This is a genomic window from Streptomyces sp. SAS_270 (assembly GCF_052543295.1).
In genome coordinates this window covers 71820-95035 of sequence record NZ_JBMNDS010000036.1, presented here as the reverse complement: position 1 = coordinate 95035, position 23216 = coordinate 71820, and the positions used below count along the sequence as shown (strand labels likewise).

The following is a 23216-nucleotide window of genomic DNA, read 5'->3' as shown; positions in this document are numbered from 1 at the left end:
GCGGGTGTCCAGTAGTCACTCACCGACGCATTCAACCGCCACCACAGCACGTCTGCCAGCCACTATCCACGCCACCAGTCACCAATTGAGATGACTTCTTAGTGACCTCGTCGAGGCCCTCCACGCCCACCGGGCCGCCTTCTCACGGACCCGACGCAAAGTCCTTGCAGGCCCTGCGAGTTGAGTGACACGGCGGCTCAGCGAGGGCTGACCCCGTGCTTCGCCACGTACTCCTGAGCGTTCTTCCGCGCCTCCGGATGCAGCGCGTCACCCGCTGCCAGCAGCCGCGGCAGCAGCCCCCGTTCGAGGGTGACGGCGCGGAACTGGAGGGCGACCGTCACGTCGTGGTCCGGCCGGTGCACGATCTCGATCGGGTCGCCGGAGCGGATCTCGCCCGGCTCGACCACCCGCAGATAGGCGCCGGGTGCACCCTTGTGGGTGAAGCGCCGCACCCAGCGCCGCTCGCCGAGATGCTCCTGGAACGTACGGCAGGGGATGCGGCCGCAGGTGACCTCCAGGATCACGTCGGAGCCGATGCGCCAGCGCTCGCCGATCCGCGCGCCGGACACGTCGAGCCCCTCGGTCGTGAGGTTCTCGCCGAAGGAGCCGCTGGGCAGCGCCCGGTCGAGCTCCCGCTCCCAGCCGTCGAGGTCCTCGCGCGCGACCGCGTACACGGCCTGGTCGTCGCCGTGATGGCGCGTGTCGCACACCGCGTCCCCGGCCAGCCCGCTCGCGCCGATCCCCTTGGGCCCGGGCGCCGCTATGCGCACCGGTCCGTCGACCGGCTGCTTGTCGATGCCGGTCAGGCCCTCCGGCTGGTCCGTGTAGGCGACAGCCCGCGGACGGCCCAGGTTCAGCGACAGAAGCTTCATACGAGCACGCTAGGCGATTCCCGGCAAAGCCACGACGCATTATTCGGCGCCGTATCCAAGGTTCGCTTATGCTCGAAGGGTGATCGAGGCCCGTCATCTCCGTGTTCTGCGTGCCGTCGCCGCCACCGGCTCCTTCTCGGCGGCCGGGCGGGAACTGGGCTGCACCCAGCCCGCCGTCAGCCAGCAGATGAAGGCGCTCGAATCCTCCGTGGGCACCACGCTGCTGATCCGCACGGGCCGCGAGATGCGGCTGACCCAGGCCGGCGAGGCGCTGGTCCGGCACGCCGCGGGCATCATCGCCGGACTCACGGCCGCCGAGGAGGAGGTCGCCGCGATCGCGGGACTGCGCGCCGGCCGCGTCCGCCTCGTCTCCTTCCCGAGCGGCAGCTCCACTCTCGTCCCCACCGCCCTCGCCGCCCTGCGCGCCGAACACCCCGGCACCCGCGTCTCCCTGGAGGAGGCGGAGCCGCCGCGCTCGGTCGAGATGCTGCGCGAGGGCGACTGCGACATCGCGCTCGCCTTCCGCTACGAGGGCGCCGCGACGGAGGGCGGCACGGGTGAGTGGGACGACCTTGTCGTACGGCCCCTGCTGAGGGACCGGCTCGTCGGGCTGGTCCCCGAGGGGCACCGGCTGGCCCGCGCGGGCTCGGTCGCGATCGGCGAACTCGCCGGTGACCCGTGGATCGCGGGCTGCCCGCGCTGCCGCGGACAGCTCGTCGAGGTCTGCCGGACCGCGGGTTTCGTGCCCCGCATCGACTTCGCCACCGACGACTACCCGGCCGTGGTCGGCCTGGTCGGCGCCGGTCTCGGCGTGGCGGTCCTCCCGGAGCTCGCCATCGAGTCCGTACGACCCAAGGGGGCCCGCACGGTGACGGTGGAGCCCGCGGTCCGGCGGGAGATCGTCGCGCTCACCCTGCCGGATCTGGCCCAGGTGCCCGCGGTGGCGGCGACCCTCGATCACCTCGCGGGGGCCGCGGAGCGCTGAACTCCCGGCGGGAGACAGGCTCGAAAGCTTCAGAGGCGGGCTCCAAGGCGTCAGGGGCGAACTCCAAGGCTTCAAAGGAAGGGGCACGCGTAAGCGTGCCCAACGGGGAGAAACGTTCCTTCAGTTGTGCATCCGATGCGTCGGGTCACCGACGCCCGACGCTGACGCCGACGCCGAGACGAGCCGGTTGCGCGCCCGCCCCATGAGTTCCTCACGTTCGTCCTCGGTCAGCCCGCCCCACACGCCGTACGGCTCGCGCACCGCCAGTGCGTGGGCCGCGCACTGCGCGCGGACCGGGCATCTCATGCAGACCTCTTTGGCCGAGTTCTCACGTGCGCTCCGTGCCGCACCGCGCTCGCCCTCGGGGTGAAAGAAGAGCGAGCTGTCGACCCCGCGGCACGCCGCGAGGAGCTGCCAGTCCCAGAGGTCCGCGTTCGGACCGGGAAGGCGGGAGAAATCTGCCATTGCGTGTCCCCTTGTTGCCGTTCTGGGCCGTTATGTGCCTACCGACCGTACAACTACGATCTAAGGAGATGAAAATATGACTCATTGCGAATCTAGCCTTAGACACCAGCGAAAGGGAAGAAAAACGGCCAAACGGGGCATAGCTTGTGATGAAAGGTTGTGGGTCCGTTGTGCATGTCTCCACCGTTACTGCGCCCTCACGTAGAGTGCCGAAGATGGATGACAGCCCCGTAACTCTTTCGAGTGACCGTCGTTGAGAGTGCGAGGCGGTTGAAAAGTACAAGCGCTCGGGCAGACGGTCCTATCCGTCGGCGAGTATCGACCGCACAGGTGACGATTTCGTACCAGCCTGGAGGCTCAAGGTGACGCGCATCAGCTGCGGAGGGCGGCCATGACATCCGTCCTCGTCTGCGACGACTCCCCGCTTGCCCGAGAGGCGCTCCGCCGCGCGGTCGCGACCGTGCCCGGCGTCGAGCGTGTGACGACGGCGGCCAACGGCGAGGAAGTCCTCCGCCGCTGGGGTGCCGACCGTTCGGACCTGATTCTGATGGACGTACGCATGCCCGGACTGGGCGGCGTCGAGACGGTCCGGCGGCTGCTGTCCGCCGACCCCGGTGCGCGCATCATCATGCTCACCGTCGCCGAGGACCTGGACGGCGTGGCGCTCGCCGTCGCCGCCGGAGCCCGCGGCTATCTGCACAAGGACGCCTCGCGCGCCGAACTGCGGGCCACCGTGACGCAGGCGCTCGCCGACCCGACCTGGCGGCTCGCGCCGCGCAGACTGCGGTCGGCCGAGATGGGTGCCGCGCCGACCCTGACCGCGCGGGAGATCCAGGTCCTTGAGGGCATGAGCCACGGCCGCTCCAACGCGGAGATCGGCCGCGAGCTGTTCCTCTCCGAGGACACGGTGAAGACGCACGCCAGGCGGCTGTTCAAGAAGCTCGGCGCCTCGGACCGCGCGCACGCAGTGGCGCTCGGTTTCCGGTGGGGCCTGGTCCGCTAGGTGAGCCTCAGCGGGGGTACGGAATTCCCCGCCTACCGCATGGTGGGCGGGGTTGGCAAAAGGACCCGCCGAGTGCCCGCTGCTCGTTTCGCCGCCGATGCCGCATGCTTGAGGTGTGGAGTTCCTCGGGGACGAGTCGGGCGAGCGGAAGGGGAGGGCGCAGGAGATGAGTTCCGGCGCACCTGCTCATAACGCTTCGGTGCACAACTACGGACGCGGTGCCACGGACAGGACGACGCCGAGGCACCATGGACCGATGCGCGATGACGAGACGACGGTGATCGGTGCGCTCGTCCATCGCGCTGTGGACGGTGATGAGCAGGCCACACACGATCTGCTCGCCCATGTCCACCCACTGGCGTTGCGCTACTGCCGCACCCGTCTGTCCCGGCTCCCGGGCGACGCGCGGCACTTCGTGGAGGACCTGGCGCAGGAGGTCTGCGTCGCCGTGCTCCTCGCGCTGCCGCGGTACAAGGACACCGGACGCCCCTTCGAGGCTTTCGTCTTCGCGATCGCCGCGCACAAGGTCGCCGACCTCCAGCGTGCCGCGATGCGCCACCCCGGTTCGACCGCCGTGCCCTCCGACGAGATGCCCGAGCGGCCCGACGACTCCCTCGGTCCCGAGGAGCGCGCCCTGCTCAGCAGCGACGCCGAGTGGGCCAAGAAACTCATGGCCAACCTCCCGGAGAACCAGCGCGAGCTGCTTCTGCTGCGCATCGCCGTCGGCCTCACCGCCGAGGAGACGGGCCAGATGTTGGGAATGTCACCGGGTGCGGTGCGGGTGGCGCAGCACAGGGCGCTGAGCCGGTTGCGGGCGCTCGCCGAGCAGTAAGCGGGCGCCCGGCACATGCCTTCGGGCCGCGGATGAAACGGGCGGCCCCCGACTCCGTACGAACATACGAAGCTCGGGGTCACCCTGAACCGTGGAATGAGAGACCCCCGCTTCCCGTTAGCATGGACATCCGCACCGATCAAGGCCATTTGGGGAAGGTGTCATGACTGCCAACGTCGACGGAGTGCCCGCCAAATTCGCGACACTCGGGCTGACCTACGACGACGTGCTGCTGCTGCCGGGCTCGTCGGACATGGCGCCCGACCAGATCGACACCGCCTCGTACGTCTCCAGGAACGTGCGGGTGAACATCCCGCTGCTGTCCGCCGCCATGGACAAGGTCACCGAGTCGCGCATGGCGATCGCGATGGCCCGTCAGGGCGGCGTCGGTGTTCTGCACCGCAATCTGTCCATCGAGGACCAGGCCAACCAGGTCGACCTGGTGAAGCGCTCCGAGTCCGGCATGGTCACCGACCCGATCACGGTGCACCCGGACGCGACGCTCACCGAGGCCGACGCGATCTGCGCCAAGTTCCGCATCTCCGGTGTGCCGGTCACCGACGGCTCCGGCAAGCTGCTGGGCATCGTCACCAACCGTGACATGGCCTTCGAGACGGACCGCTCCCAGCAGGTGCGCGACGTCATGACGCCGATGCCGCTGGTCACCGGCAAGGTCGGCATCTCCGGCGCCGACGCCATGGAGCTGCTGCGCCGCCACAAGATCGAGAAGCTTCCGCTGGTCGACGACTCGGGCGTCCTCAAGGGCCTCATCACGGTCAAGGACTTCGTGAAGGCGGAGAAGTACCCGAACGCCGCGAAGGACGGAGAGGGCCGCCTCCTCGTCGGCGCGGCCGTCGGCGTTGCCGGCGACGCCTTCGAGCGCGCCCAGGCCCTCATCGAGGCGGGCGTCGACTTCATCGTCGTCGACACCGCGCACGGTCACTCCCGCCTGGTCGGCGACATGGTCGCCAAGATCAAGTCGAACTCCGGCGGCGTCGACGTCATCGGCGGCAACATCGCCACCCGTGACGGCGCGCAGGCGCTCATCGACGCGGGCGTCGACGGCATCAAGGTCGGAGTCGGCCCCGGCTCCATCTGTACGACCCGCGTGGTCGCCGGCATCGGCGTACCGCAGGTGACGGCCATCTACGAAGCGTCGCTCGCCGCGAAGGCGGCCGGGATCCCGGTCATCGGCGACGGTGGCCTGCAGTACTCGGGCGACATCGCGAAGGCCCTGGTCGCCGGTGCCGACACGGTGATGCTGGGCTCGCTGCTCGCGGGCTGCGAGGAGTCGCCGGGCGAGCTGCTCTTCATCAACGGCAAGCAGTTCAAGTCGTACCGCGGCATGGGCTCCCTGGGCGCCATGCAGTCCCGCGGCGAGCAGCGCTCCTTCTCCAAGGACCGCTACTTCCAGGAGGGCGTCGCCTCCGACGAGAAGCTCGTCCCCGAGGGCATCGAGGGCCAGGTGCCCTACCGCGGCCCGCTCTCCGCGGTCGTCCACCAGCTGGTCGGCGGACTGCGCCAGTCGATGTTCTACGTCGGCGGCCGCACCGTTCCGGAGCTGCAGGACAACGGCCGGTTCGTCCGGATCACCTCGGCGGGTCTCAAGGAGAGCCACCCGCACGACATCCAGATGACGGTCGAGGCGCCGAACTACAGCCGCAACAAGTAGTCGCACGGCGCCGTAAACGGCGTCCACGCGCGCGTGAAGGGCGGCCTTGGGGGTTCCGGGGCCGCCCTTGTCGTATGCGTCGGGGATACTGGGAGGCGCAGAAGCGAAGAGGGAAAGGCCACACACGTGACTGAGATCGAGATCGGGCGCGGCAAGCGCGGCCGCCGGGCGTACGCCTTCGACGACATCGCCGTCGTCCCGAGCCGCCGTACGCGAGACCCGAAGGAGGTCTCGATCGCCTGGCAGATCGACGCCTACCGCTTCGAGCTGCCGTTCCTGGCCGCCCCGATGGACTCGGTCGTCTCCCCGGCCACCGCGATCCGCATCGGTGAGCTGGGCGGCCTGGGCGTCCTGAACCTCGAAGGCCTGTGGACGCGGTACGAGGACCCGCAGCCGCTGCTCGACGAGATCGCCGGGCTGGACGCGGAGACCGCGACCCGCCGCCTCCAGGAGATCTACGCGGCTCCCATCAAGGAGGAGCTGATCGGGCAGCGCATCAAGGAGGTGCGCGACTCGGGCGTCGTCACCGCCGCCGCGCTCTCCCCGCAGCGCACGGCGCAGTTCTCCAAGGCCGTCGTCGACGCGGGCGTGGACATCTTCGTCATCCGCGGTACGACGGTGTCGGCCGAGCACGTCTCCGGTGCCGCCGAGCCGCTGAACCTGAAGCAGTTCATCTACGAGCTGGACGTCCCGGTCATCGTCGGCGGCTGCGCCACGTACACCGCGGCCCTGCACCTGATGCGTACGGGTGCGGCCGGTGTCCTCGTCGGCTTCGGCGGCGGCGCCGCGCACACCACGCGCAATGTGCTGGGCATCCAGGTCCCGATGGCGACGGCGGTGGCGGATGTCGCCGCGGCACGCCGTGACTACATGGACGAGTCCGGCGGCCGGTACGTGCACGTCATCGCGGACGGCGGTGTCGGCTGGTCCGGCGACCTCCCCAAGGCGATCGCCTGCGGCGCCGACTCGGTGATGATGGGCTCCCCGCTGGCCCGCGGCACGGACGCGCCCGGCAAGGGCCACCACTGGGGCATGGAGGCCGTCAACGAGGAGCTGCCGCGCGGCAAGAAGGTCGACCTCGGCACCGTCGGCACCATCGAGGAGATCCTCACGGGCCCCTCGCACATCCCCGACGGCTCCATGAACATCTTCGGCGCCCTTCGCCGCGCCATGGCCACCACCGGCTACAGCGAGCTGAAGGAGTTCCAGCGCGTCGAGGTGACGGTGGCGGACTCGCAGCACAAGCGCTGACCCCGCACGACGCGAAAGGCCCGCCCACCTCTTGGTGGACGGGCCTTTTCGTGTACTGCCGGAGTCGTCAGGCCCCGGCCTTGCGCGCACTGGAGAAGGCCACGTACGCGGCGATCGCGAAGAAGAGGAAGGTCAGCGGGTCGGCCTCGGCCTTCCAGGCCTCCTGGACGAGGCTGAAGTTGTCGAAGAACAGCTCGCTGAAGCCGACGCCCAGGTCCTTGGCGCCGATCATCGCCTCGCCGACCAGCTGGCCGAGGTAGACCGAGCCCAGCGACAGGACGGCGCTGACCACCGGCAGGATCGGGTTGCGGCCACCGACGCGGCCGGCGGCGATGCCGATCAGGAAGCCGACGCCGACGGCGGCATAGCCGATCTCGTGCTTGGTGGCGCCGATGATGACGCCGTACAGGCCCGCGGCGACCAGCGCCGCGCCGACGGCCGCGGCCAGACCGAGGACCAGGTTGTTGCGCACCGGGGCGGCCGGGGCGGTCGGGGCCATCGGGAAGCCGGCCTGGGGCGGCGCGGCCTGGTACGGGGCCGCCGGGGCGGTGGGCTGGCCGGGCTGGCCCGCGTACGGGTTGTCGGCCGGTGGACCGGACGGCGGCGGCGTGGGCTGACTCATGTGGTTCCCCCCAGGGACGCAGGCGTGCGCGGGGACACGCCAGGGATGTGAGCGCACTTGTGTGCGAGAGCTGCCGCACATTAGCAGGCGCCCACGACATCCGGACACGCGGATTTCCGGGCCCTCGAAGGGGTCAGAGCCGGTGTGCCGCCCCGGTGGGAGTCGCTCCCCTTGTGTCCAACAGGAGTTGGGCCTTCACGGACAGCCCTTGGAGGTCGTACGTGCGGTGCTGCTGGAGCAGGATCGTCAGGTCGGCGTCGGCGGCCGCCTCGTAGAGGGAGTCGGCGCGCGGGACGGGACGGTCGAGCACGCTCCAGGCGGGGACGTGCGGGTCGTGGTAGCTGACGGACGCGCCGAGTTCCATCAGACGGACGGCGATCTCGTGGGCGGCGGTGCCCTGTTGGTCGGCAAGGTCCGCCTTGTACGTGACGCCGAGGAGGAGTACGCGTGCGCCGCGGGCCGACTTGCCGTGCTCGTTCAGGAGCGTGGCGGCACGCTGGATGACGTACTGCGGCATATGGCTGTTGACCTGCTGGGCGAGTTCGACCATGCGCAGGGTGCGGCCCGCGTGGCCGGTCAGGTCCTGGGGGACCGCGTGTCCGCCGACCCCGGGGCCGGGCCGGAACGCCTGGAAGCCGAACGGCTTGGTCTCCGCGCAGCGGATGACGTCCCACAGGTCGACGCCCAACTCATGGCACAGGACGGCCATTTCGTTGACCAGGGCGATGTTGACGTGCCGGAAGTTCGTCTCCAGGAGCTGCACGGTCTCCGCTTCGCGGGGTCCACGCGCGCGTACCACCTTGTCGGTGAGGCGCCCGTAGAAGGCGGCGGCCGACTCGGTGCAGGCGGGGGTCAGGCCGCCGATGACCTTCGGGGTGTTGGCGGGGCCGAAGTCGCGGTTGCCGGGGTCGACGCGGCTCGGCGAGTACGCGAGATGGAAGTCGCGGCCCGCGCGCAGCCCGGAGCCCTCTTCGAGGAGGGGGCGCAGGAACTCCTCGGTGGTGCCGGGCTGTACCGGCGACTCCAGGATGACCGTGGTGTGCGGGCGCAGCCGGGCGGCCAGCGTGCGGGCGGCGGCGGCCACCTGGGTGAGGTCGAGGCCGCCGTCGGCGCCCTGCGGGGTCGGCGCGCAGATGACAGCGGTGCGGACCCGTCCGAGTTCGACCGGGTTGCTGGTCGGCCGGAAGCCCCCTGCGAGCATCCGGCGCAGTTCGGCGGGGGTGAGCGAGCCGCCTTCCGGCCCGGTCTTGTAGCCGAGCGTGGGGATGCCGGCGGCGACGGCGGCCTGGGCCAGGGGCAGGCCGAGATGTCCGAGTCCGATGACGGCGAGATCTGCGGGCATGGAGTGGGCCGTCCTTCCCAGTAGCCGAAGCGGGACAGGTGCGCAAGCCCTGTGGACAGGATGGGCGAGCGCAATGTCAGACTAGGAGTAAATATGACCGATTTACGGGATTGGTTGAGCGAGTTTCCGTGAGTGTTGTCCACAGGCTGCGGGTGGGTAGTGGCCGAAGACGGGCAACACGGTCAGAATTTGGGCATGGGGGACGTGGACCGAGCCCCGCCGGACAGGTGTGGCCAGCGCGACAGACAGCGGGAGGCAGCGGTGAGGACAGCAACACTTGGGCCTGCGGAGCGAGCCGAGTCACTTGCGGCCATGGCCGAGCGCGAGCTGGATGTGCTGGTCGTGGGCGCGGGAGTGGTCGGTGCGGGCACCGCGCTCGATGCCGTGACACGCGGCCTGTCCACCGGCCTGGTGGAGGCGCGTGACTGGGCGTCGGGCACGTCGAGCCGGTCCAGCAAGCTGATCCACGGCGGCCTGCGCTATCTCGAAATGCTCGACTTCGCGCTCGTACGCGAGGCGCTGAAGGAGCGCGGGCTGCTGCTGGAGCGGCTGGCCCCGCACCTCGTGAAGCCCGTCCCGTTCCTCTACCCGCTCCAGCACAAGGGCTGGGAGCGGCTGTACGCGGGAGCGGGCGTCGCCCTCTACGACGGCATGTCGATGGCACGCGGACACGGCCGCGGCCTGCCCATGCACCGCCACCTCTCCCGCCGCCGCGCCCTGCGCGTCGCCCCCGCCCTGAAGAAGGACGCACTGGTCGGAGCGCTGCAGTACTACGACGCGCAGATGGACGACGCCCGTTACGTCGCGACGCTGGTGCGCACGGCCGCCTCGTACGGCGCGAAGGTCGCCAACCGCGCCCGCGTCACCGGCTTCCTGCGCGAAGGCGAACGGGTGGTCGGTGCCAAGGTGCAGGACGTCGAGGGGGGCGGGGAGTACGAGATCCGCGCCAAGCAGGTCGTGAACGCCACGGGCGTGTGGACGGACGACACCCAGGCGATGGTGGGGGAGCGGGGCCAGTTCCACGTACGGGCGTCCAAGGGCATCCATCTGGTCGTACCGAAGGACCGGATCAAATCGACGACCGGGCTGATCCTGCGCACCGAGAAGTCCGTGCTCTTCGTGATCCCGTGGGGGCGGCACTGGATCGTCGGCACGACCGACACCGACTGGGACCTCGACAAGGCGCATCCGGCGGCGTCCAGCGCGGACCTCGACTATCTGCTGGAGCACGTGAACTCGGTGCTCGCCGTGCCCCTCACGCGCGACGACGTCCAGGGGGTGTACGCGGGACTGCGCCCGCTGCTCGCCGGTGAGTCGGACGCCACCAGCAAGCTGTCGCGCGAGCACACCGTGGCGCATCCGGTGCCGGGGCTGGTGGTTGTGGCGGGCGGCAAGTACACGACGTACCGGGTGATGGCCAAGGACGCGGTGGACGAGGCGGTGCACGGCCTCGACCAGCGGGTCGCCGAGTGCGTCACCGAGGACGTGCCGCTGCTCGGGGCGGAGGGATACCGGGCGCTGTGGAACGCGCGAGCGCGGATCGCGGCGCGCACCGGACTTCATGTGGTGCGCGTGGAACACCTGTTGAACCGCTTCGGAGCCCTCGCCGAGGAGGTGCTCGACCTCATCGCCGCCAACCCCGCGCTGGGCGTCGCCCTGCCGGCCGCCGAGGACTATCTGAAGGCCGAGATCGTCTACGCCGCTTCGCACGAAGGGGCCCGGCACCTGGACGACGTGCTCACCCGGCGGACACGGATCTCGATCGAGACCTTCGACCGGGGCACGCGCAGCGCCCGCGAGGCCGCCGAACTGATGGCGCCGGTGCTCGGCTGGGACAAGGACCAGATCGAGCGGGAGGTCGAGCACTACGAGAAGCGGGTGGAGGCCGAGCGCGAGTCGCAGCGCCAGCCGGACGACCTGACGGCGGACGCGGCGCGGCTGGGGGCGCCGGACATCGTGCCGTTGTAGGGCCGTGCCCGGGCGGGGCCCGTCACTCCGAACGGGCCCGTCATGCCGGACGCCCGTCATGCCGGACGGGCCTGTGTCGGCCGGGCTTTCACTCGAACGGGTGTCGTGAGCTGGGATCTTTGCTCGAAACCCGTCCGTTCTACGAGGTGCGGGGGCAGAACTCGGCGGCGAGCAGCGCGGGTTCGAGGTCCGGTTCTGCGATCCCGTCCGTGTTCACCCGGAAGGTGAGGACGCGACGACCGTCGACGGTGGCAGCGGTGCGCACGTAGCTGCCGGAGATCCGGCCGTTGTGCCCCCACACCGTGGTGCCGCACGGAAGTTTCACAGGGAAGAGGCCCATGCCGTACGAGCCGTGTGCGGTCCGGGTGTTGAGCATGTCGCGCAGTCCGCTCGGCGGTAGGAGCTCGCCGCCGAGCAGGGCGGCGTAGAAGCGGTCCAGGTCGTCGAGGGTGGTGACCAGCTCGCCCGCCGCGCCGGCCACGCGCGGGTCGAGATCGGTGACGTCCGAGCCGTCGGCGGCGTACGCGCGGCCGTGCGGCGTCGGCAGGGAGGAGCGGGCGCCCGGGAAGGAGGTGCCCTTCAGACGGAGGGGAGTGATGATGCGGCGCTCGGCCTCGGCGGCGTACGAGCGGCCGGTGACCTGCTGAACGACCATGCCGAGCAGGACGTAGTTGGTGTTCGAGTAGGCGAAGCGGCCGCGGTCGGCCGGGGGGTGGGTGAGGGCGATGCGTACGGCCTGAAGCGGGGACACGGGGACGGTGCCTGCGGTGTCCGCGGTGAAGTCGTGGAGGCCGCTGGTGTGGGTGAGCAGGGCGCGCAGGGTCAGACGGCGGCCGTCGTTGCCCGCGCCGCGGACCAGGCCAGGGAGGTGGGTGTCCACGGAGTCGGACAGGGACAGCCGGTGCTCGGCGGCCAGTTGCAGCACGACCGTCGCGAGGAACGTCTTGGTGATGCTGCCGGCGCGGAAGTGGTCGGCGCGAGCGATTCCGTTGCCCGCCCGGGCGAAGTGCGAGCCGGATTCCTCGCGGGCCAGCAGCGCCGCCGCCGGGGCCTTGCCGCGGGTGACGAGGAGGGCGAGCGCGGTGTCCGAGGCGGGCGGCGCGGGCGCCTGGGAGCCCGTCGGAGCCAGGCCGAGCAGTGCCACGGCCACTGGTATGGCCAGGAGTGTCCGGAGTGTCCTGGGCGGCGGCATCGCGGTCCTCCCTCGTCGTGGCCCATCATGCTCGACGGCGCGGCGGGGGTGTGCGGGTGGTCCCGGCGGAAGCGGTGTCGTGCGGGTCGGGTAGCCGTGCGGTGACGGGGTGCATCGGAGGCGGTCGATCGGTGCGCCACGGGCACCCTGGGCGTTGAGCGCTTGTCGGGTGAGGGACAATGAAGGCTCTGTCAGGGCGGGTTGCATGAGGGGACGCATGTCGGAGGCGGAGCGGGCGGGGGCATCCCGTCAGGACAAGAGCGAACGTCTCCTCGCCGGGCGGTACCGGCTGGGGGACGTTCTCGGCCGCGGCGGCATGGGCACGGTGTGGCGCGCCCAGGACGAGACCCTCGGCCGCACGGTCGCCGTCAAGGAACTGCGGTTCCCGACGAGCATCGACGAGGACGAGAAGCGACGACTGATCACACGCACGCTGCGTGAGGCCAAGGCGATCGCGCGGATCCGCAACAACGGCGCGGTGACGGTCTTCGACGTGGTCGACGAGGACAACCGGCCCTGGATCGTGATGGAACTCGTCGAGGGCAAGTCGCTCGCCGAGGTCATCCGCGAGGACGGACTGCTCACGCCGAAGCGCGCCGCGGAGGTGGGCCTCGCGATACTCGACGTCCTGCGCTCCGCGCACCGCGAGGGCATCCTGCACCGGGACGTGAAGCCGTCGAACGTGCTGATGTCCGAGGACGGCCGGGTCGTGCTCACCGACTTCGGCATCGCGCAGGTAGAGGGCGACCCCTCCATCACCTCGACCGGCATGCTCGTCGGCGCGCCCTCCTACATCTCGCCGGAGCGGGCGCGCGGCCACAAGCCCGGGCCCGCGGCCGACCTGTGGTCGCTCGGCGGTCTGCTCTACGCGTCCGTCGAGGGCGTACCCCCGTACGACAAGGGGTCCGCGATCGCGACGCTCACCGCGGTGATGACCGAGCCGGTGGAGGAGCCGAAGAACGCGGGTCCGCTGAAGAACGTGATCTACGGGCTGCTCGCCAAGGACCCCCAGCAGCGGCTCGACAACGAGCGCGCGCGGGCGATGCTCAACGAAGTGATCTACGCGCCCGAGCCCAGGAAGGCCGAGCCGGAGCCGGCGGACGCGACGAAGGTCGTGGCGCTGCCGCCGACGCCGGACGAGGGCCCGCGCAAGGGAAGTTCGGGCGGCTCCGGAGGCAAGCGGGGCGAAGAGGCGGGAGACCGGTTGCGCGGGGCGCTGCGGTCCGTGCGCAAGGCTGCCTCGGCGGCCGGTGCGGCGACGGCGGCGGCCACCTCGGCGGCCGCGGCGCGTGCCAAGTCCGCGTCCGCGGGGGCGGAGGGGGGCGACGCTGCCGGGGCCAAGGAAGCGACTTCCACGGGCACTGCGGCTTCGACCGGCGCGGCTGCGGCTGCGGGTGCTGACTCTGCGGCTTCTGCTTCGGCCGCTGCTTCTCCGGCCTCTGCATCGGCTGCCGCTGCTTCTCCTGCTTCCGGGTCTGCATCTGTTCCGGCGAAGGCGAAGGCGAAGCCCAAGGCAGAGACGGAGCCGAAGGCCCGGGAGCTTGGTAAGCCCGGGGCGGGTGCGGCGGAGTCTGCCGGTTCCGCAGGCTCGTCCGCAGGTTCGTCCACGGGCTCGTCCGCGGGTTCGTCCGCGCCGGCGTCCGGGTGGCCGGTGGCTCCGGAGCGGCCTCCGCGGCCCGTTCCGCGGGCGCCGCTCACGGATGTGGTGCCCCGGCGGACGTTGATCATCATTGCCGTCGTCGTGGTGCTGGCCGTGATAGGGACCGTGCTCGCCCTGACGCTCGGCGGTGGCGACGACGACGCCTCGAAGAGCGGCAAGGGTGGTGACACCAAGGCCGCTGCGTCCAGCGGGGGTTCCGCCGGAAGCGGTGACAAGGACAAGAACAGCGGGACGCACACGGACAGCGGTGACAAGTCGGACGGCTCGACCTCGGGTTCGGGCGCGGACGAGAGCTCCGACGGTGCTGCGAGCGCGAGTGCGAGTGCCTCGGCCGGTTCGGACAGCGACGGCAGCAGTGACGGTGCCGGCGACGGCAAGGAGTCGGACGACGTCGCCGTATCGACGTACAAGGGCGGTCAGGGGTTCTCGATCGGGCTGCCGAAGGGCTGGAAGTACCAGTCCACGGACTCGGCGGGAGCCCGGTTCACCGGTCCTGACGGGCAGAAGCTGCTGGTCGGCTGGACGACCACGCCCAAGGACGACCCGGTCGCGGACTGGACGAGGCAGGAGCGGTCCATGGTGCGGGCGCAGTACCAGCGCGTCCGAATAGTGAAGGTGGACTATCGCGGCTGGAACACGGCCGACTGGGAGTTCACCTACACGGAGGGCGGCACCAAGTACCGGTCCATCGACCGGGGGTTCGTCGTCAACGACCACCTCGGGTACGGGCTGATGTACACGGCGAAGGCCTCCGCCTGGGACAGCGAACTGCGCAAGAACACATGGAAGACGCTGACCAAGACGTTCCAGCCGAAGTCGTGACGTACCGCTCGTCGATCTGACGTTCCCCTGCCCGTGCGGGAAGCGAGATGTCGCATCCCCTCTTTGCGGGTTGCCTCCGGCACGTATCGTGAGTGCTTGCGGACCGTACGCAGCCACATGGGTACGTAAGCGGAGCGACAAAAGGACGCAGGGCGAACGGAATTGACCACCGGGCGGCCGGGGGAGGCATCGTGGACGACTATGCGGGACGAGTACTCGCCGACCGCTACCGACTGCCGCTGCCACCGTCCGACGAGCCCGAACTCGCCGAGACCCGGGCCTTCGACACCTACAGCGGACAGGAAGTCCTCGTCCGGCAGGTGCCGTTGCCGGAGGTCGTCGAGGCCGAGGTGCTCGGCGCGGACGGACTGCCGGACGGTTTCGTGGCGCGCGACGGCGGGACACGTCGAGGTTCCGCGTCGACCACGCGTCGGCCCACCGAACCGGCGGTACGGCGGGCCATCGAGGCGGCCCAGGCCGCCGCGCAGATACCGGACCACCCTCGGCTCGACCAGGTCTTCGACGTGTTCGCCGAGGGCGGGTCGCTGTGGGTCGTCAGCGAGTTGGTGCCCGCGAGGTCGCTGGCCGCGCTGCTCGCCGAGAAGCCGCTGAGCCCCTACCGCGCCGCCGAGGTCGCCGCCGACGTCCTCGCCGCCCTGCGCGTGCTGCACGCCCACGGCTGGGTGCACCGGAACATCACCGAACGCACGGTGCTCATCTGCGACGACGGCCGCGTGATGCTGACCGGCCTGGCGGCCGGGGCCGCGGAAGAGGCGCTGTGCGGGTATGACCCGGTGCCGGTACGGGATTTCGAGAACGATGACGCGGCAGCCCCGGCGGCGGCCGGTGGCGGGAGCGGTGGTACGGCGGCCGGCGCGATCGGGGCAGGGACAAGGCCCGGTGGCTCGGGGAGTGTGGATCCCGAGGCCGCGCGTCGCGCCGCGATCGAGGCTCGTGCGCAGCGCGGCGGCCCCCTCGCGGAGGTCAGTGGCGCAGGTGCGGCGGCTCCCGTGCGCCGTGCGCTGGAAGCCGGTGGCGAGGTGGACGTCCGCGCGGCCCGCGCCGGGGCCATCGCCGCGTACCGTGCCGGCGCGCGCGCCGCTGCCCGCGTCCACGAACAGCAGCGGGGCGGTCAGGCAGCGCTGCCCGGGCCCCGGCCCGCCGGAGCCGACGCCACGGCGCCGCCGGGACAGATAGCCGATCCGTACGGAGTGGCCCACACCAACTCCTGGAACGGGAGCCAGAGCCGGACTTGGAACGACGGTGCCGGTCCCGCTGGCACCGGGCAGGGGCGCCCCGCGCTCACCGGTGCGGGGCCGACGGGCTCGATGGGCTCGACCGGCGCGACTCAGGTCGGCGGCTGGGACGAACTCGTCGCCGGGGGCGCCCCAGGGGCGTCGCCCGCAGAAACGGCCGTAGCAGCCACCCCAGGATCCGCAGCAGGAACCGCCGCAGGGCACGGCGTGCGGACCAGCGCGGAAAACGGCATGGGAACCGCCGTGGAACACACTGTGGGAACCGGAGTCGGCACGCCGCCCCGTCGCGGTCCCGCCACCGCGCTCGACGCCGAGCGTGCCCGGCAGGCGCGGATGAACGTGGTCGGGCCCGTGACCGAGCGCTGGGCGCCCGAGCAGGCCGGACCGGTGCACGAGAACTGGCAGTTGGCGGCGCCGATCGGGCCCGCGACCGACCTGTGGGCCCTCGGGGCGCTGCTCTTCCGCGCCGTGCAGGGCCACGCGCCCTACCCGGAGGAGAACACCGCCGAGTTGGTGCAGTTGGTGTGCGCGGAGCCGCCCGCGTTCGCCGAGGAGTGCGGTCCGCTGCGCCCGGTCGTGGAGTCGCTGCTGCGCCAGGACCCCACCGAGCGGCTGGACTTCGAGGAACTGAACGGCTGGCTGCGCTCCCTCGTACGGTCCGCGCCCGAGCCCGAGGCGGGCGCCCACGTCATAGCGGCACCCCCGGTCGACCCGCGCCGGCTGCCGATCGTACGGCGCCGGGGCGAGCTCGTCCGCAGGCGCCGCGCAGGGCTGCCCGCGACCAGCGCGCACGCCCGCCACAAGCGCTCCCGTCACGACCGGTCGAGCCGGTCGGAACGCTCGGAACGGCCGGACCGGCAGAGCCGATTGAGTGGGTCGAGCGGTTCGAGCCGACCGAGCCGGTCGTCGAACCGGCCGCGCAGCCTCGGCCGCAACCTGCTTCTCCTGGTCCTGCTCCTGCTGGTCGCGGCAGTCGCGTACGCGGTGCTGTTCATGCCGAAGGCCGAGTCCGGTACCGGCGCCGGCGACAGCGCGAACGGGGCGGGGACCGGTGCGGCCGGGGACGTGAGCCCGGCCCCAGGGCACTCCTCCGGCACCAACGCCGACGGCGGGACGGGCAGCGAGCCGCGACCCGACCAGACCTCGCCCGGCTCCGATGACGACAAGGACAAGAGCCCCTCCGGCTCGTCCGGTTCGACGAAGGCGCAGACGTCCGACCCCGATGTCGCCCAGGGCTTCGCGCTGCGCAAGGACGCCGCGGGCTTCCGTATCGCCGTGGCCGACGGCTGGAGCCGTACGCCGAAGAACGGCCATGGCCAGGTCGTCTACTCCCACGGAGATTTCGAGCTCATCGTCGTACCCGGCCGGGACAGCACGGACGGCTACGGCAGCGATCCGCTCACCTATCAGCGGGAGCGGGAGCAGGAGTTGCAGCCGTTCCGCGACTCGACATGGGCCACGTCGACCGGGATGCGGCGGATCGACGTGGGCGGACGAACCATGGCCGAGGGGCAGTTCACCTGGCAGGACTCCTCCGGGCACGAGTTGTACGTACGCAATCTCGCGCTCATCGTCGACGGGCACTACCACGTGGTGCAGGTACGCGGCCCGGAGGCCGAACGCGACGAGGTGACACGGCTGTACGAGCAGGCGTCGTCGACCTATCAGGTGACTGGCTGAGACATACGGGGTGATCGGCCGCACGGCTGACCCTCAGGCCCCGTACGCCTGTTGGTTCCCTCCCGTACAGGGAAGGGAGAACCGTCACAGTGCGGTTTCCGTACGACCCTGCTTGTTCCCTGCGCGGGGGCCGCTCTTTAGTCTGACCTTGTCAAGACCATTGCGGGGAAACGTGAATCAGATGCAGGGCCTGCTCCTCGCGGGCCGCTACCGGCTTGTCGACTCGATCGGCAGCGGTGGCATGGGACGGGTGTGGCGCGCGCACGACGAGGTGCTCCACCGTGCCGTGGCCGTGAAGGAGTTGACCGCCGCCCTGTATGTCACGGAGAGTGACCGAGCGGTCCTGCTCGCGCGAACCCACGCCGAGGCGCGGGCCGCCGCCCGCATCAACCACTCGGCCGTCGTCACCGTGCACGACGTCCTGGAGCACGACAACCGGCCGTGGATCGTCATGGAGCTGGTCGAGGGCAACTCGCTGGCCGACGCCGTCAAGGAGCAGGGGCGCGTCGAGCCCTCCGAGGCGGCACGGATCGGCCTGTGGGTACTGCGCGCGCTGCGGGCCGCGCACGCCGCCGGTGTGCTGCACCGCGATGTGAAGCCCGGGAACGTACTCCTCTCCTCCGACCGGCGCGTCCTGCTCACCGACTTCGGGATCGCGCAGGTCGAGGGCGACAGCACGATCACGCGCACCGGCGAGATCGTCGGCTCGGTGGACTACCTGGCGCCCGAGCGGGTGCGCGGCCATGATCCCGGGCCGTCCTCCGACCTGTGGGCCCTGGGCGCGACGCTGTACACGGCGGTGGAGGGGCGCTCGCCCTTCCGGCGGACCTCGCCGCTGAGCACCATGCAGGCCGTGGTCGAGGAGGAGCCCGCCGCGCCGCAGCACGCGGGTCCGCTGGGTCCGGTCATCACGGCCCTCCTGCGCAAGGATCCCGCCGTACGGCCCGGCATGGAGGAGGCCGAGCAGATGCTCGCCGAGGCCGCCGAGGGACGACGGCCGAACGCGGCGCAGGCGTACGTGCCGACGCAGCACATGGACGGCAGCGGTCGGGACCCCAGGGACCCCAGAGGTCAGGGGGGCCAGGGGAGCCACGGGGCGGCGGCGAGCCGCACGGGTGGTGCAGCCCCGCACGCGCCTGGTTATCCCGCGCCTGGTTATGGCGTGCCGGGTGCTCCCGGCATGTCCGGTGGCGCGGGCGCACCCGGCACTCCCTGGCCCGGTGGTGTCCCCGGCGCGTCCGGAGCGACGCTGCACGAGCCCGTTTCCGCGCACATGGCGTCTCCCGCTCCCGCCGCACGGGGGCGCAGACGCGGGCGCACCATCGCCCTCGTGGTCGCCGTGGCCGCGGTCGTCGGGCTCGGCGGCGGCCTGGCCATGAAGTACGCGGACGGCTTGAGGGACAAGGACAGCAGCACCTCGGCGAGTTCGGCCGGCAGCACCCCCGGCTCGGGAAACAGTGGCAACGAGCCCGCCGGTGCCGTGCCCGAGAACTGGGAGCGTCAGAAGGACGTCGAGGGCTTCAGCCTTGCCCTGCCCAAGGGGTGGAAGCGGCAGGTCGACGGCAACCAGATCGACTACACCCCCGACGGCGGCAAGCACTTCGTCCGCATCGCCATCGACGACTCCCCGGACTTCGACAACTCCTACATGCACCAGATCGACCTTGAGGAGCAGTTGCAGAAGCTCAAGGACTACAAGCGGGTGAGTCTGCAGGCCAACACCTTCCGCGACTGCAGTGGTTCGCTGTGGGAGTTCACCTGGACCGCGCTGCCGAAGCAGACGGAGTTCCCGGGCGCCCGCCGGGCCATCGAGCAGACGTATCTCGCCCGTGACGGCGTCGAGTACGCCATCTATCTGTCCGCGCCCGCGGCGGACTGGGCCACCACCCGCCCGCAGTTCGACGCGATCCTGCGCGGCTGGCGCCCACCCAGCTGACAGCAGGGGACCGTTGCGCGCATGACCGATGCGGGATCGCGTGCACGGCTGATACCGGTTTGCGCGTACGGCCGATACAAGCCGGTCGGCGGCTGCCCTGGGGACGCCGTCCCGGAGGGTCTCCGTCCGGTGCGGCATGATGGGGCGCATGGGGACCGAGGGGGACAACGTCCGCGTCATCGCGGGCCGTTACCGGCTGGAGAAGCGGATCGGCCGGGGCGGCATGGGCGTCGTCTGGCGCGCGACCGACCAACTGCTGGGCCGCCAGGTCGCGGTCAAGGAGATCGCCCTCGACGACTCGTTGTCCGAGCAGGAGGCCCGGCTCCAGCGCGACCGCACCCTGCGCGAGGCCCGCGCGATCGCGCAGCTGCGGCACCCGCACATCATCGTCGTGCACGACGTGGTCGTGGAGGACGAACGCCCGTACATCGTGATGGAGTTGATCGACGGCGGCTCGCTCTCCGACCGGATCGCCTCGCGCGGTCCCGTCGACGCCCGCGAGGTCGCCCGCATCGGCATCGACCTGCTGAGCGCGCTGCGTCGCGCGCACGACGCGGGCGTCCTGCACCGTGACATCAAGCCCGCGAACGTCCTGGTCGACGCCGGCGGCGACCGCGGCGACCGTGTCGTCCTCACCGACTTCGGGATCGCCCAGGTCGCGGGTGCGACGACGCTCACCGAGAACGGTTCCTTCGTGGGCTCGCCCGAGTACACCGCGCCCGAGCGGATGTCGGGCGTCAGGACCGGCCCCGAGTCCGACCTGTGGTCGCTGGGCGCGCTCCTGTGCACGGCCCTGAGCGGTGAATCGCCGTTCCGCCGCGACTCGTTGGGCGGCATCCTGCACGCGGTGGTCTTCGACGAGATACGTCCGCCCGCTCAGGCCGCGCCCATCCTTCCCGTCGTACTGGGGCTGCTGGAACGCGATCCGGAGCGCCGGCTCGACGCGGCGGAGGCGGAACGGATGCTGCGGGTGTTCCGCGACACGGGCCGTACGCCGCGCCCGGCGCCCGGGACTCCCGCCTACACGCCCACGCAGCGCGTCGTACTGAAGAAGGACATGCCGACGCGGAACATCTCGGCGAAACCGCAGACCGTGGGGGCGCAGCCGTCGCCGAAGCGCTCCAGGCGGGGCGCCCTCGCCGCCGCCGCGCTGGTCGCCGCGATGGCCGGGGCCGGCGTGTCGGCGGCCGTGCTGCTGATGAACGACGACGGGGGCGGCGGGGACGGGGGACCGCCGACGAGTACGGCGTCGCGCACTTCGCCCGGCACTTCGCCGAGTGCTTCCTCCCGTACGACGGGCAGTACCGCGTCTCCCTCGGCGAGTCCCGCGTCTCCTTCGGCGAGCACGCCCGGGCCGACGGTGACGGTGACGCGCTCGTCGAACGCGTCGCCCGCCGTCCACAGCACGGCCCCCTCGGGCTACAGCCTCGCGGTGGACCCCAAGGGGTTCACCCTCGCGGTGCCCGACGATTTCGCGCGCGTGCCGCAGGGCGAGCGGACCTTCTACATGTCGCCCGGGCAGGTCTTCCGCCTGGGCATCAAGGTCGCCGACCCCGAGGCGGGCGGACCGATCGGGGTGATGCGGCGCGCGGAGGCCAAGGGGCCGTCCACGAACCCGGGCTACCGCGACGGCCGGGTGACGGAGACCACGCACGGCCAGCAGCCCGCCGCCCTGTGGGAGTTCACCTGGAACGGCTTCACCGCGGCGGAGGGGGCACGGCACACGTACGACCTCTGCTGGGAGGAGGACGGACGGATGTACGACGTGTGGGTCTCGGCGCCGGTCGGGAAGGTGCGGGAGGCGAAGGAGTACTTCGACGTGGCGCTGGATACGTTCGCACCGTCATGAACGGGAGACGACGGTGTAAACCGGAGATAAGGGGTGGTTCGCGTCACGGGTCTGTGACCGGGCGGCGGCCGGGCTGGTAGCAAGGGCACGTGGCGCGATATGCATGAGGCCATGAGCAACAACGGGGGAGCCCCCTACGGGGGCGACGAACCAACGAGTTTCGGCCTGCAACCGCCGAGGCCGGGCGGCGTACCGGCACAGCAGCCGGGCGTGCCGTACCCGGGGAATCCGTACGCCGCGCCCACCCAGATCGTGCCCGGGCAGCAGGCGCACGCTCAAGGACCGGCGCACCCCGGGTCTGAACCCCACTCCCAGCCCCAGCCCCAGGCCTCTGCGCAGCCGCCGCACGAGGACCCCGGCGCCGGGCGGCTCATCGGCGGTCGCTACCGGCTGCTCTCGAAGCTCGGCCACGGCGGTATGGGCACGGTGTGGCGGGCCAAGGACGAGACGGTGGACCGCGAGGTCGCAGTCAAGGAGCCCCGTGTCCCGGACCATCTTCCCGAGCGCGAACGTGCCAACGCCTTCGAGCGAATGCGCCGCGAGGCGCGCGCCGCGGCCCGGCTCGACCACCCGGCGGTCGTGAACGTCCACGACGTCGCGGTCGTCGAGGGACAGCCCTGGATCGTCATGGAGCTGGTGCGGGGCCGCTCCCTGGGCGACGCGCTCCAGGAGGGCACCCTCGGGGTCAGGGAGGCGGCGCGTGTCGGCCTGGAGGTCCTCGGCGCGCTGGAGGCCGCGCACGCGGCGGGCATCCTGCACCGCGACGTCAAGCCCGACAACGTCCTGCTCGGCCGTCACGACCGCGTCGTCCTCACCGACTTCGGCATCGCCCAGATCGAGGGCGAGACGAACCTGACGGACACCGGCGGCATCGTCGGCTCACCCGAATACATCGCGCCGGAACGGGTGTTGGGCCAGCGCCCCGGCCCGGCCTCCGACCTCTGGTCGCTCGGCGTGGTGCTCTACGCGGCGACGGAGGGCGTCTCGCCGTTCCGCCGCAGCAACACCCCGGCCACGCTGCAGTCGGTGCTCAACGCCACGCCCGCCGCCCCGGCTTCGGCGACGGGCCCGCTCGCCCAGGCCATCAACGGCCTGCTGGAGAAGGACCCGTCCCGCCGCCCGAACGCGGCCCAGGTCCGCCACCTGCTCCAGGAGGCGGTCACGCCGCCGGCTCCGGCACCGACGCAGGTCGTGCAGGTCGCCGGCCCCGCCGCCGCCCCGGCGGACAAGGGCATCCGGGTCGGCCGGGGTGCCCTTGTCGGCCTCGGCGCGGCGGTGGTGGCGGCCGCGGTGGTGGCGTATCTGCTGATCGCCGACCCCTTCGCGGGACCGCTGCCGGACCACTGGGCCAAGCGCCAGGAGAAGGCGCTGGGCGCGACCCTCGCCGTACCCGAGAACTACAAGGTGGGCAGACCGGAGAAGGACGAGTCGGGCAGGGACCGCCACTGGGTGACGTACACCGACCTGAGCGGCAGCATCTGGATCGGCCTGAAGCTGGCGAAGAAGTCCGAGGACACGGGGCACGAGATCAAGGACTCGGCCGCCGCCGAAATGTACGCCGACAACGGCGACTTCAAGGAGAGCGGCGAGTACGAGCTCGACATGCCCGAGGGGCCCAGGACGGCTACGAAGCAGACCAAGTACCACGGCAAGGACTCCGCCGAGAACACGGTGATCTACACGACCACCGACAGCCAGAACCCCCGCCCCCGCGAGGTGCGGATCCTCTACTACAAGAACTCCGCGGGCAACATGTACAAGCTCACGATCAGTTATCCCGGCGCCGGCGACTTCACGGCCAGGGGCCGT

Annotated in this window: 16 protein-coding genes; 11 read left to right on the top strand and 5 right to left on the bottom strand. The window is 71.2% G+C overall.

Annotated elements, in window-relative coordinates; all coding sequences use genetic code 11:
* Positions 1-197: 197 nt before the first annotated feature.
* Positions 198-872, bottom strand: coding sequence for an MOSC domain-containing protein (locus tag ACN6LB_RS23690; RefSeq protein ID WP_445027673.1), 675 nt, complete (start codon positions 870-872; stop codon positions 198-200).
* Positions 873-951: 79 nt separating this feature from the next.
* On the opposite strand from ACN6LB_RS23690, the gene ACN6LB_RS23685 reads away from it, so the two are divergent.
* Positions 952-1857 carry a LysR family transcriptional regulator gene (locus ACN6LB_RS23685; protein WP_356131550.1) on the top strand — a complete coding sequence of 302 codons (906 nt, stop codon included), beginning with the start codon at positions 952-954 and terminating at the stop codon, positions 1855-1857.
* A gap of 120 nt (positions 1858-1977) precedes the next feature.
* On the opposite strand, the gene ACN6LB_RS23680 is transcribed toward ACN6LB_RS23685, so the two are convergent.
* Complete coding sequence (locus tag ACN6LB_RS23680; RefSeq protein ID WP_445027672.1) at positions 1978-2322, bottom strand: WhiB family transcriptional regulator; 345 nt, start codon at positions 2320-2322, stop codon at positions 1978-1980.
* Between the two features lie 391 nt (positions 2323-2713).
* Here ACN6LB_RS23680 and ACN6LB_RS23675 point away from each other — a divergent pair, with 391 nt between their 5' ends.
* The 4 genes from ACN6LB_RS23675 (at position 2714) to ACN6LB_RS23660 (ending at position 7080) form a co-directional block, all read left to right on the top strand.
* Positions 2714-3325 (top strand): response regulator transcription factor, encoded by a 612-nt coding sequence (locus ACN6LB_RS23675; protein ID WP_003948568.1) that lies wholly within the window; start codon positions 2714-2716, stop codon positions 3323-3325.
* A gap of 256 nt (positions 3326-3581) precedes the next feature.
* A complete protein-coding gene (locus tag ACN6LB_RS23670; RefSeq protein WP_148010063.1) occupies positions 3582-4157 on the top strand; it encodes a sigma-70 family RNA polymerase sigma factor in 576 nt (191 codons plus the stop codon).
* A gap of 163 nt (positions 4158-4320) precedes the next feature.
* The gene (guaB, locus tag ACN6LB_RS23665) at positions 4321-5829 is read left to right on the top strand and encodes an IMP dehydrogenase (protein WP_356131557.1); all 1509 of its coding nucleotides are present in this window, start codon (positions 4321-4323) and stop codon (positions 5827-5829) included.
* 126 nt (positions 5830-5955) lie between these two features.
* Positions 5956-7080, top strand: coding sequence for a GuaB3 family IMP dehydrogenase-related protein (locus ACN6LB_RS23660; protein ID WP_356131560.1), 1125 nt, complete (start codon positions 5956-5958; stop codon positions 7078-7080).
* Between the two features lie 67 nt (positions 7081-7147).
* Here ACN6LB_RS23660 and ACN6LB_RS23655 read toward each other — a convergent pair whose 3' ends face one another.
* On the bottom strand, positions 7148-7702 hold the full coding sequence (locus ACN6LB_RS23655) for a hypothetical protein (protein ID WP_445027671.1): 555 nt from the start codon (positions 7700-7702) through the stop codon (positions 7148-7150).
* Between the two features lie 133 nt (positions 7703-7835).
* The gene (locus ACN6LB_RS23650; protein WP_356131566.1) at positions 7836-9044 is read right to left on the bottom strand and encodes a nucleotide sugar dehydrogenase; all 1209 of its coding nucleotides are present in this window, start codon (positions 9042-9044) and stop codon (positions 7836-7838) included.
* Between the two features lie 261 nt (positions 9045-9305).
* On the opposite strand from ACN6LB_RS23650, the gene ACN6LB_RS23645 reads away from it, so the two are divergent.
* Positions 9306-11012: a glycerol-3-phosphate dehydrogenase/oxidase gene (locus ACN6LB_RS23645; protein ID WP_356131569.1), complete on the top strand. Its 1707-nt coding sequence runs from the start codon at positions 9306-9308 to the stop codon at positions 11010-11012.
* Between the two features lie 139 nt (positions 11013-11151).
* Here ACN6LB_RS23645 and ACN6LB_RS23640 read toward each other — a convergent pair whose 3' ends face one another.
* Positions 11152-12204 carry a serine hydrolase domain-containing protein gene (locus ACN6LB_RS23640; protein WP_445027670.1) on the bottom strand — a complete coding sequence of 351 codons (1053 nt, stop codon included), beginning with the start codon at positions 12202-12204 and terminating at the stop codon, positions 11152-11154.
* A gap of 217 nt (positions 12205-12421) precedes the next feature.
* Between ACN6LB_RS23640 and ACN6LB_RS23635 the strand changes: the two genes are divergently transcribed.
* The 5 genes from ACN6LB_RS23635 to ACN6LB_RS23615 form a co-directional block, all read left to right on the top strand.
* On the top strand, positions 12422-14686 hold the full coding sequence (locus ACN6LB_RS23635; RefSeq protein ID WP_445027669.1) for a serine/threonine-protein kinase: 2265 nt from the start codon (positions 12422-12424) through the stop codon (positions 14684-14686).
* A 191-nt stretch (positions 14687-14877) separates the two neighbouring features.
* Positions 14878-17622 (top strand): protein kinase domain-containing protein, encoded by a 2745-nt coding sequence (locus ACN6LB_RS23630; protein ID WP_445027668.1) that lies wholly within the window; start codon positions 14878-14880, stop codon positions 17620-17622.
* A 181-nt stretch (positions 17623-17803) separates the two neighbouring features.
* The gene (locus tag ACN6LB_RS23625) at positions 17804-19558 is read left to right on the top strand and encodes a protein kinase domain-containing protein (protein ID WP_445027676.1); all 1755 of its coding nucleotides are present in this window, start codon (positions 17804-17806) and stop codon (positions 19556-19558) included.
* A 148-nt stretch (positions 19559-19706) separates the two neighbouring features.
* Positions 19707-21407 (top strand): serine/threonine-protein kinase, encoded by a 1701-nt coding sequence (locus tag ACN6LB_RS23620; protein WP_445027667.1) that lies wholly within the window; start codon positions 19707-19709, stop codon positions 21405-21407.
* A gap of 111 nt (positions 21408-21518) precedes the next feature.
* On the top strand, positions 21519-23216 hold a 1698-nt coding region (locus tag ACN6LB_RS23615; RefSeq protein ID WP_445027666.1), incomplete at its 3' end, for a protein kinase domain-containing protein.

Bases quoted from the DNA above. Each gene is read 5' to 3' on its own strand.
- guaB (WP_356131557.1), top strand. From the start codon at position 4,321: ATGACTGCCAACGTCGACGGAGTGCCCGCCAAATTCGCGACACTCGGG.
- ACN6LB_RS23675 (WP_003948568.1), top strand. From the start codon at position 2,714: ATGACATCCGTCCTCGTCTGCGACGACTCCCCGCTTGCCCGAGAGGCG.
- ACN6LB_RS23650 (WP_356131566.1), bottom strand. From the start codon at position 9,044: ATGCCCGCAGATCTCGCCGTCATCGGACTCGGACATCTCGGCCTGCCC.
- ACN6LB_RS23690 (WP_445027673.1), bottom strand. From the start codon at position 872: ATGAAGCTTCTGTCGCTGAACCTGGGCCGTCCGCGGGCTGTCGCCTAC.
- ACN6LB_RS23680 (WP_445027672.1), bottom strand. From the start codon at position 2,322: ATGGCAGATTTCTCCCGCCTTCCCGGTCCGAACGCGGACCTCTGGGAC.
- ACN6LB_RS23655 (WP_445027671.1), bottom strand. From the start codon at position 7,702: ATGAGTCAGCCCACGCCGCCGCCGTCCGGTCCACCGGCCGACAACCCG.
- ACN6LB_RS23670 (WP_148010063.1), top strand. From the start codon at position 3,582: ATGCGCGATGACGAGACGACGGTGATCGGTGCGCTCGTCCATCGCGCT.
- ACN6LB_RS23620 (WP_445027667.1), top strand. From the start codon at position 19,707: ATGGGGACCGAGGGGGACAACGTCCGCGTCATCGCGGGCCGTTACCGG.
- ACN6LB_RS23635 (WP_445027669.1), top strand. From the start codon at position 12,422: ATGTCGGAGGCGGAGCGGGCGGGGGCATCCCGTCAGGACAAGAGCGAA.
- ACN6LB_RS23640 (WP_445027670.1), bottom strand. From the start codon at position 12,204: ATGCCGCCGCCCAGGACACTCCGGACACTCCTGGCCATACCAGTGGCC.
- ACN6LB_RS23625 (WP_445027676.1), top strand. From the start codon at position 17,804: ATGCAGGGCCTGCTCCTCGCGGGCCGCTACCGGCTTGTCGACTCGATC.